Genomic DNA, 9,997 nt, shown 5'->3' on the forward strand with positions numbered 1-9,997 from the left:
CCAACGGATTCCGCTCTGCCCGGTGCCCCCCTCCAAGCAGGCCTCCGCCCCCGTCCGTCCCCATTTCCAGGATTCACGGCTGTGTACTGGTCTGATAAAGGATAAATAAAGATTTGGAGAAGGGAAAAAGAAAGGGCAGAGAAGCGATTGATTGAGACGTTGTTTAGTATTTAGTGCAAATTATGTCATAGAGGTTTAAAGTAATTGATGTGGGGATTAACAGTAAAAGGTCAAGGCATTTTTGAAAATGCCTTGAGGGTTGATGTTAAATGGTGTGGGGATTTACATTAAAGGGTGAAGCCATTTTCGAAAATGCCTTCGCCCTTTATGTTAAATTTGCTTTTAATTACTTTAGCCAGAGAAAACCAGCAGGAAAGCGGGAGGAGGGGACAGACTGGATGTTTGGATGGGGGTGGGCCAAGGGGAATCCTTCGGGAATGAAAGCCATCTGGAAACCGTTAGTGAAAGTTAGGCTGCAGGGATGGAAAAAGACGGGCAGAAACTGAAACCCAAATCAGTTTCTGAGATGCCCACTGAACGGTAAAGTCCCATAAAGAGTTTACCGTGAATGGGCATCGGACCGTCTTTTTCCGTCCCTGGAGTCTTAGTTTCACTTACGGTTGGAAGCTGGTTTTCATTCCCGAAGGATTCCCCTTGGACCACCCCCATCCAAACATCCAGTCTGTCCCCTCCTCCCACTTTCCTGCGTAACTTTCACTAATTAAATCCCAATTACCCCCAAAACAACCTGCCCCAATTCCGTGATTTCACATCCGCCCCTGGTCCGGTGCACCTTAATATAATCATACTCATTCAAGGTTTGCAGCGTGCTCCTGATTTTTCCCTCCGTAATGGAAACCCCATTTTCATCCAATTGCCGTTTAATGCCGGAACGGCCGATATGCGGGGCGGCGGCGATCAGTTTTAATATCTGCTTTTCAGCTATACTCAATTTAGACTGGGTGGCAGTAATCTGGTTTAAGATGTAGGGCGGGAGATTTTGAAGTGAAAGCGGCTCCCGGTTGTAGATGCTGAAAAAATGACGGCATAAATTGTTCATTTCCTGGGTATTTCCGGGCCAGGAGTACTGCTTTAAGTACTGCAGCAGGTGCTCCGACATGATGGTTTCAGCATCAATGGTGTAGTTATTGAAAACATTTTTTAGGAAATGATTCAACAGCAGGAGAATGTCTTTCTCCCTCTGCCGGAGAGGTATGGTGATCAGGGAAACGGAATTGATGGTGAAGAACAGCTCATCAATAAAGCTCCCTTCCTGTACCATTTGATAAAGGTCTTTGGCTGTGGTGGCGATTACCCGGATATTGACCGGAATGAGCCGGTTTCCGCCGATTCTCTTTAGAGTGCCGTTTTTGAGCACGTGAAGCAGGACTGCCTGAATGTGAGGAGGCATATACTGGATGCCGTCGATGAATAATGTGCCCCCGTCCGCTGATTCCAGAATTCCGGTCATTCCTCCCGGGCGGGAGCCGGGAAAGGCCCCGTCTTCATAGCCCAGCAGTTCGGTATTTATGATGGCCGTTTCCAGGGACGTGAGATTCAGAGTGACAAATGGCGCATCATGGCGTCTGGAATTATTGTGTATTGCCTGGGCCAATACTTCTTTTTCAGTTCCGCTTTCCCCCTGAATGATCACATGGAAGTCATTTAAAGAGATCCTTTTGGCATTTTCGATCAGATGGAGCACAGAAGGCGTCTGCGTGATAATATGGTTAAAATCATAAAGCCTTCTTACCATGGAACCGGGAATCGTATCGTCCGTCGGTTCACCGGCGTCATTGGCCCAATAGGAATGGATCAGGTACATACGGGATGTATTGATGGTGTCAATTTCCTGTATCCAGAGGCGGATCAGTTCCCCATTGGCATTTCTCAGCAGGAATTCAGTGTTGTCATGAAGATCACAGGTGATAGCATGTTCTTCTAAAAGCGCTGGCAGATTCTGGCCGATCAGTTCCTGATTCAGAAGGCACAGCATGGAAGTAAACGGATGATTTACCATTTGGATGGAATCACTGCTGTCGATCAGGCAGATGCCGTTGACAATTGTATTAATAATAGCCTGGGTGATCATCTGAGTGTCCAGGGCATGGGAGAGCTGCATGTTGGAAAGCTTGATGATCTGCACGATGTGGTTGATATAATTGCGGGTGATCTCGTCCGCCAGATTGAGAGGCAGATGATACCAGGCAATGATTTCATTAATTGTGGAAATGTCCACCACCCGGTTTCCGATGTCTATGACATTAGAAATATTTTTGGGAACCAGATGGACTTCGCCTACGGTAACCGCGTATTTTATTTCCGGAGAAACAGGGCCGCAGCCCGGGTAATAGGGCAGAAAATGATATTGGGAAATACCGAAATCCTGCAATTGGCGTATGACTTCATATGTATTCCTTTCGGAATCGTTTACCAGGTAGACAAAGGAGCCTGGTGGAATCTGAAGGATCTTGTGGAGATAGGTATGGTTAAATGTACGGATACAGATCAGTTCATGAACATGATCCGGCACCATGTCCTGGCATTTAGGCTGTATATCAGCAGCGGAATACAGGATACATGAGGTAGAGGCCAGGAGATCCGGCGTAACATCAGGCAGCAGCACAGACTGAATTTCCAGATAATTGTGGAAAATAGAGGAAAGATAGGAGTGAAGACCGACGCGGGCCGTGGAATTAAGTGTGATTATGATTAGTTTTTCTTTCATTTTGTATCTCCTTTCTTACAAACTATTAGGTTGATTATAATATATAATTACAAATAAAACAACCTAATGATAAAACTTGTATGAAAGAGGTTAGGAAAATTTAACAATTAATGATAAAATATTTGACGAATGAGGTCATGGTATGTAAAATTTGAATAAAGGAAAAGCAAAGACGCTTACACTTTTAAGGGTGATCTGCGCCTTTGTTTTTTGTTAAGCAAAAAGATAGGAGAGTGTACTATGAAAAAGAGAATGATTTCTTTGGTTCTGGCAGCAACCATGATCTCCGCATCATTAGCAGGATGCGGCGGCGGTTCTTCCTCATCAGGAACCACAGCAGCGGGAACGACCGCGGCAGGCACTACGGCGGCAGCAGCAGATGCTACAACAGCAGCAGCCGGAGATACCACTACTGCAGCAGCAGAAGGAACATCTTCAGAAGGCAAGGACAGCATTGTAATCGTTACTTCCTCTGATATCCTTTCTATGGACCCATACCGTTATGACGAAGGTCCTACAAACCAGTTTATGCTTCATATCTATGAGCCTCTCGTAATGGGAGATCCTGAGATGAAGTTTCAGCCACACCTTGCTGAAAGCTGGGAACAGTCAGAAGACGGACTTACCTGGACATTCCATTTGAGAAAAGGCGTTAAATTCCACGATGGCGAAGAGATGAATGCAGAAGATGTTGTTGCTTCCTTTAATCTGGCATCGAATCCTGATTCTCCATCCGCATTCAGCAGCTATACATCAACATTTGAGTCTGTAACTGCTGTTGATGATTATACGGTTGAAATTAAGACAAACCAGTTAAACCCGATTATGCTTTTCAGCGTTGCGCAGATTTACATACTGAAAAAAGAGAACATCGAAGGCAAGACAGAAGAAGAAATCGCAGCCAATGTCTGCGGTACAGGACGTTATAAATTTGTTGAGCAGGTAAAAGAGGATCATATCGATCTCACTGTTAACGAAGAGTACTGGGGAGAACTTCCTCCAATCAAGAATGTAAGATGGCGTCCAATCAGCAATGAAGCCACCAGAACAGCAACCATGCTGACCGGTGATGTTGATGTAACAATCAACGTAGCTGTAAGAGACGTGGACAGACTTGAGAATACACCTGGAATCGTAGTGCTGAAACAGAAAGGCTTACGTGAAATCTACTTAAACCTGGACAGCCGCGAGGATTCTCCTTTATTCCCAGGCGTGAAAAACCCGATGTCTGATCCTAAGGTCAGAGAAGCTATGTACCTTGCAATTGATGAAGACGCAATCATCAAATCCGTTATGAACGGCGCTGCATATACCATGAACTCAATCATCCCTGAGAACTATGTAGGCTACCAGCCTGTAGAGCGTCCTGCTTATGATCCGGAACGCTCAAAACAGCTTCTTGCTGAAGCCGGATATCCGGATGGATTTGAAGTTACTCTGGATGCACCAAATGACCGTTATGTAAAAGATGCTGAAATCGCACAGGCAGTTGCAGGATACTTTGAGAAGGTTGGTATTAAGGTGAACCTGAACCTGATGCCAAAAGCTAATTTCTTCTCTTATATTAAACCGGCTGAGAACAATTCCATGCTGCTTATGACCGGATGGTCTGACTCTTCAGGCGACGGTACATCTCTGCTTCATGATATGCTTTACACATTTGACAGAGAAGCTGCTGTGGGTACTGTAAACAGAGGCCATTACTCCAATGCAGAGGTTGATAAGCTGATCGATCAGGCATATGCAGAGATCGATGAAACAAAACGCGGCGAGATCGTTGCAAAAGCTGATCAGCTTGCCAGAGAAGATTTTGCTTACATTCCGCTTCATTTTGAGCAGGATACTTATGCAATCAAAGATACTATCAACTATACACCAAGACCAAATAACTATGTATTTGCTTGGGAGTTCTCTTACAAATAAGCTTTGGCTTATAAGAAACTGAAACGAATATAGGCTACAGGCTTTCACGGCAGTCAGCTGAAATAAGGGTCTGCCGCTGGAAGCCTGTTTTATTGACAAGAACTACACATTGAGGTGAGAGAAAAGTGATTAAGTATATTATCAAACGGTTTGTTCAAATGCTTGTAGTATTGTTTATAGTATCAGTACTCGTCTTTTTGCTGACCAATTTTATCGGTGATCCGGTGGATATGCTGGTACCGGAAAATGCGACTTTAGAGCAGATTGAATCCGCCCGCGCCAGACTGGGTCTGGACCGTCCGCTTCCTGTTCAGTACGGAATCTTTTTAAATGATGTTCTTCACGGTAATTTCGGTAAATCCTATTCTTATGGACTGCCGGCTATGGGGCTGATCGTAGAACGAATCCCCGCAACTATGGAAATCGTAATTATAGCGGCGCTGCTGACTCTTGTTATTGCTATTCCTCTGGGAGTTTATGCCGGCGCGTTCCCAAAAAGGAAATCAAGCAAAATCATCATGTCAGGTTCTATCCTGGGAATTTCCCTGCCTTCTTTCTGGCTGGGCATGATGATGATTTATATATTCGCTGTTATGTTCCGTGTTCTCCCGGCTTCGGGAAGAGGAGATACTGTAACTGTATTAGGTGTTAAGACAAGCCTTTTTGCGCCGGGAGGATGGAGATACATCGTGCTGCCGTCAGTTACTCTGGCGATGACGAATATTGCCACTACCCTGCGTTTAACCCGTTCCGGAATTTTGGAAAATATGAGGCAGGACTACATAAAGTTTGCGAGAGCAAAAGGTGTTCCGGCCAAGTCTGTTTTGTTTGGGCATGCCCTTAAAAATGCTCTGATTCCCGTTATTACGATCTTTGGTATGAATCTGGGAAGCATGATCGCATTTACCACGATTACGGAAACAATTTTTGCATGGCCCGGCATGGGCAAACTGCTGATCGATGCTATTGGAAAAGCAGACCGTCCCATTATTGTGGCATATTTGATGGCAACTTCCTGCCTGTTCGTGGTGCTTAATTTCATCGTAGATATTTTATATACCTTTATAGACCCCAGAATAGAGTTGAGGTGACGACATGGCTGAGACAAATAATACAAAAAAAGAAAAGAGCTCTGTGTGGAAGAATTTCCTTAAATCGGAATTCTTCTATCACTATAAACATAATTTGCCCGCCATCATCGGCAGCATATTGGTTCTGATCGCAATTTTAGTGGCTGTTTTCGGGAAGTTTCTGGCTCCCCAGAACCCCTATGACCTGACACAGATCGATCTGATGGATTCCTATCTTCCTCCCGCTTGGAGCGATGGAGGAAGCATGAAGTTCCTTTTGGGAACGGATAACCAGGGCCGTGACATTTTAAGCGCAATCATTTACGGAAGCGTCAGCTCCCTGACCATCGGCCTTGTTGGTATGCTGGCATCCTGCCTGATCGGTACCACATTGGGCCTGATCGCCGGATATTTTGGCGGAAAAGTGGATTCTTTTATCATGAGAATCGCTGATATCCAGCTTTCTTTTCCGTCCATGCTGATCGCATTATTCATCATGTCCGTATTCGGCCGTGGTATTGATAAGCTGCTCATTGCCCTGACCATGGTAGGCTGGGTAAAATATGCCCGGACGGTGCGTGGTGAGACGCTGTCGGTGCGAAATAAGGAATATGTAGAAGCTGCCAGGACCATTGGGCTTCCAAACTACCGCATTATATTAAAACATGTAATGCCGAATGTTGTGACTTCAATCATCGTTTTGGCGACGATTCAGGTTGGTGATTTCATTCTGACCGAGGCGACGCTCAGTTTCCTTGGTGTTGGTGTGCCGATTACAGAGCCGTCTTTGGGACTGCTGGTAAAAACAGGATTCGATGTACTGTTCAGCGGACTTTGGTGGGCATCTGTATTCCCGGGACTTTATATTATGCTGGTTGTATTCGGTATCAATCTGCTGGGAGATTTCCTGCGCGATGAATTGAACCCGAATCTGAAGTAAGCTGGAAGGGAGAATGACAATGGCAAATGAAGAAACGACGTTATTGGACGTGAAAAATCTGAAAACGTATTTCCATACATTTAAAGGCGTAGTAAAAGCAGTTGATGATGTCAGCTTTTCCCTGAAAAAGGGTGAGATTCTCGGTATCGTAGGCGAATCAGGAAGCGGAAAGTCGGTTACCAGCTTCTCCATTTTAAAACTGGTGGAAGAGCCGGGAGTTGTGCAGGCTGAAAGCATCATGTTCGACGGCAAAGAGTTGACAAATATGAGCGAAAAAGACATGACACAGATCCGTGGAAAGGATATCTCTATGGTATTCCAGGATCCCATGACTTCTTTAAACCCGCTCTATACGATCCAAAAACAGATGGAGGAAGTATTGATTCTCCATGCCCCGCAGATGAATGCGGCACAGAGGAAGGAACGCTGTATCGAGCTGTTGAAACAGGTGGGTATTCCCAATCCGGAAGACCGTTTAAAAGCATATCCTCATGAGTTTTCAGGTGGTATGAGACAGAGGGTTATCATTGCAATTTCTCTTGCAACGGATCCGAAACTTCTGATTGCGGACGAACCGACCACGGCTCTGGACGTTACCATTCAGGCCCAGATCCTGAGACTGATGAAAAAGTTGGTTAAGGAAAAACATGCTTCCCTGATTCTGATCACCCATGACCTGGCTGTGGTTTCGGAGATGGTGGATAAAATCAATGTTATGTACTGCGGCAAGCTGGTTGAAACAGGAAGCAATGAGGATGTGGTCTACCACAGCGCCCACCCGTATACAGAGGGCCTTCTGAACTCAATTCCTAAATTACGGGAAGATAAAGACCGCCTGGATTTCATACCTGGTATGGTTCCAAACATGTTTGAATTACCTCAGGGATGTTACTTTGCACCGAGATGTAAATACTGCCAGGAGATCTGCAACAGAGAACAGCCTCAGATGCAGGATTTGGGAAATGACCACAGAGTGGCGTGCCATTTCCCGTTGATCTCGAAGGAAGTTAAATAGGAGGACCGCGATGCAGGAACCATTAATTGAAGTCAAAAATTTAAAACAGGAGTTCCGTCTCACCAAAGGCCTTCTTCAGTCCCTTCGTTTTGAAGACGGAAAAATTGTAAAAGAAGATAAGATTGTTCACGCTGTCAATGATGTCAGCTTTACGATCCAGAAAGGGGAGGTTTTCAGTCTGGTTGGAGAGAGCGGCTGTGGTAAATCCACAACGGCCAGAACGATCATCCGCCTTTTGGAACCGGCCGGCGGCCAGGTTTTCTATAAAGGAAATGAAATCAGCCATTTGAAGCCAAACCAGCTTCTTCCCTATAGAAAAGATATGCAGATGATCTTCCAGGACCCTTACGCGTCCTTGAATCCGAAACAGAGGGTGGAAGATATTATTACAGAGCCTATGCTGTTCCATAAGATTGTGAACACAAAAGAAGAGGCCAGAAAAAAATGTATGGAGATTCTGGAGCGCGTGGGACTCCGCCCGGAACAGGCATCCCGTTATCCGCACCAGTTTTCCGGCGGACAGAGACAGCGTATTGGTGTGGCCAGAGCTTTGGCAGTGCAGCCGGAGTTCATCATTGCCGATGAACCGGTATCGGCGCTGGATGTGTCCATTCAGGCCCAAATCCTGAACCTTTTGATGGATCTGAAAGATGAGTTTAATTTCTCTTATCTGTTCATTGCCCATGACCTTTCTGTTGTGCGCCATATCAGCGACCGGCTGGGGGTTATGTACCTGGGCGGAATTGTGGAAATGGGAGATAAAAATACAATTTTTGCAAATCCGCTTCATCCGTATACCAGACTTCTGTTCTCCGCTGTACCAACCGTGGGAGAAGCTCCTTTGGTAGAGAGCGTGGAGATCGAAGGAGAAATACCGAATCCGGTGAATCTTCCAAGCGGATGTTATTTCCATGACCGCTGTCCGTATGCGACGGACTTGTGCAGGAAAGAACGTCCGGAATTGAAGGATATCGGAGGCGGACATTGTGTTGCCTGTCATCAGGTGCAGGGCAAATAAGCCTTTTAATTATTACCAAATATAAAGAGGGGTATCATTATGATATTGATAAAACAGGCGGACGTCTATGGACCGGAATCCATGGGAATCCAGGATGTGCTGCTTTGTGCCGGAAAGATAGAAGCGATTGGCGAGAACATTTCCCCGATCTGCGGATGTCAGGTTATCGACGCATCAGGGATGAAACTGATTCCCGGAATCATTGACCGCCATGTCCATGTCACAGGGGGAGGCGGAGAAGGGAGTTTCCATACAAGAGCTCCTGAGGTCCGGCTATCTTCTCTGATCCGTGGAGGTGTAACTACTGTTCTGGGCCTGCTTGGAACGGATGGGATCACCAGAAGTGTTGAAAATCTCGTAGCAAAGGTAAAAGCTCTGAAAGAAGAGGGAATCAGTGCATATGCTGTTTCCGGTTCCTATGGCTTTCCGCCGGTAACGATTACCGGAAATCTCCAGAAGGATATCGCGTTTGTTGATGAAGTGATCGGTGTAAAACTGGCAATTTCAGACCATCGCGCACCGAATATTTCCACAGACGAATTAATCCGTCTGGCAAGTGATGTCAGGACCGCCGGGATGCTTTCCGGCAAGGCAGGAATCGTTGTCCTGCATATGGGAGATGATATACGCGGGTTAGAACCGGTATTTGAAGCTTTGGAGAGAACTTCCATACCGATTAAAACCTTCCAGCCCACCCATATCAGCCGGACGGAGAAATTATTAAAGGACGGTTTTAGATTTGCCAAGATGGGCGGTACCATTGATATCACCTGCGGGGAATCCAAACGTGATAAAGTTGCCGCCCTGTTGAGGGAGGCGAAGAGCCAGGGCGTTCCCATGGAGAATCTGACCTTCAGCTCTGACGGCCAGGGAAGCTGGTCTAAATATGATGAAAACGGAAAACTGCTGAAGATCGGCGTGTCCGATGTGGACACCATCATAAAAGATCTGGCTTACCTTGTAAATGAAGCCGGTTTTGCGCTTGAGGAAGTGCTTCCGTTAGGTACATCAAATGTGGCAAAAGCTCTTGAAATTGACGGCCTGAAAGGCCATATCCGTGAAGGCGCTGACGCAGATATTCTGCTGGTGGATGATCAGTTGGAGCTCCATACTGTGATCGCCGGTGGAAAAGTGATGATGCAGGACGGAGAGGTCCAGGTTAGAGGGACTTACGATGAAAGATAAAATTTGGTGAATCTTTATTTAACGAATTGGCAGAAGTAACGCCATGAAGACGGGGAATCTGGGGCAGGCGGCCGTGGATGAGAGGAATTGGGGGTCGGATTCCGACCCTAAGAAATAC

At 46.0% G+C, this 9,997-nt stretch carries 8 protein-coding genes; 6 read left to right on the forward strand and 2 right to left on the reverse strand.

Annotated elements, in window-relative coordinates:
* Positions 1-468 precede the first annotated feature (468 nt).
* Positions 469-669, reverse strand: coding sequence for a hypothetical protein (locus tag GPL15_RS21705; protein WP_215700770.1), 201 nt, complete (start codon positions 667-669; stop codon positions 469-471).
* Between the two features lie 52 nt (positions 670-721).
* Positions 722-2,728, reverse strand: a complete 2,007-nt coding sequence (locus GPL15_RS21710; RefSeq protein WP_215700771.1) for a sigma 54-interacting transcriptional regulator — start codon at positions 2,726-2,728, stop codon at positions 722-724.
* Positions 2,729-2,968: 240 nt separating this feature from the next.
* Here GPL15_RS21710 and GPL15_RS21715 point away from each other — a divergent pair, with 240 nt between their 5' ends.
* The 6 genes from GPL15_RS21715 (at position 2,969) to iadA (ending at position 9,879) form a co-directional block, all read left to right on the forward strand.
* Positions 2,969-4,651: an ABC transporter substrate-binding protein gene (locus GPL15_RS21715; RefSeq protein WP_215700772.1), complete on the forward strand. Its 1,683-nt coding sequence runs from the start codon at positions 2,969-2,971 to the stop codon at positions 4,649-4,651.
* Positions 4,652-4,776: 125 nt separating this feature from the next.
* Positions 4,777-5,742 (forward strand): ABC transporter permease, encoded by a 966-nt coding sequence (locus tag GPL15_RS21720; protein ID WP_215700773.1) that lies wholly within the window; start codon positions 4,777-4,779, stop codon positions 5,740-5,742.
* A 4-nt stretch (positions 5,743-5,746) separates the two neighbouring features.
* A complete protein-coding gene (locus GPL15_RS21725) occupies positions 5,747-6,661 on the forward strand; it encodes an ABC transporter permease (protein ID WP_215700774.1) in 915 nt (304 codons plus the stop codon).
* Between the two features lie 19 nt (positions 6,662-6,680).
* Complete coding sequence (locus GPL15_RS21730) at positions 6,681-7,676, forward strand: ABC transporter ATP-binding protein (RefSeq protein ID WP_215700775.1); 996 nt, start codon at positions 6,681-6,683, stop codon at positions 7,674-7,676.
* A 10-nt stretch (positions 7,677-7,686) separates the two neighbouring features.
* Positions 7,687-8,694: a dipeptide ABC transporter ATP-binding protein gene (locus tag GPL15_RS21735; RefSeq protein WP_215700776.1), complete on the forward strand. Its 1,008-nt coding sequence runs from the start codon at positions 7,687-7,689 to the stop codon at positions 8,692-8,694.
* Between the two features lie 39 nt (positions 8,695-8,733).
* The gene (iadA, locus tag GPL15_RS21740; protein WP_215700777.1) at positions 8,734-9,879 is read left to right on the forward strand and encodes a beta-aspartyl-peptidase; all 1,146 of its coding nucleotides are present in this window, start codon (positions 8,734-8,736) and stop codon (positions 9,877-9,879) included.
* The last annotated feature ends 118 nt before the right edge of the window (positions 9,880-9,997 follow it).

Source organism: Clostridium sp. MCC353, assembly GCF_018785315.1.
GTDB lineage: Bacteria > Bacillota > Clostridia > Lachnospirales > Lachnospiraceae > CHH4-2.

Bases quoted from the DNA above. Each gene is read 5' to 3' on its own strand.
- GPL15_RS21725 (WP_215700774.1), top strand. From the start codon at position 5,747: ATGGCTGAGACAAATAATACAAAAAAAGAAAAGAGCTCTGTGTGGAAG.
- GPL15_RS21710 (WP_215700771.1), bottom strand. From the start codon at position 2,728: ATGAAAGAAAAACTAATCATAATCACACTTAATTCCACGGCCCGCGTC.
- iadA (WP_215700777.1), top strand. From the start codon at position 8,734: ATGATATTGATAAAACAGGCGGACGTCTATGGACCGGAATCCATGGGA.
- GPL15_RS21730 (WP_215700775.1), top strand. From the start codon at position 6,681: ATGGCAAATGAAGAAACGACGTTATTGGACGTGAAAAATCTGAAAACG.
- GPL15_RS21705 (WP_215700770.1), bottom strand. From the start codon at position 669: ATGGGGGTGGTCCAAGGGGAATCCTTCGGGAATGAAAACCAGCTTCCA.
- GPL15_RS21735 (WP_215700776.1), top strand. From the start codon at position 7,687: ATGCAGGAACCATTAATTGAAGTCAAAAATTTAAAACAGGAGTTCCGT.
- GPL15_RS21715 (WP_215700772.1), top strand. From the start codon at position 2,969: ATGAAAAAGAGAATGATTTCTTTGGTTCTGGCAGCAACCATGATCTCC.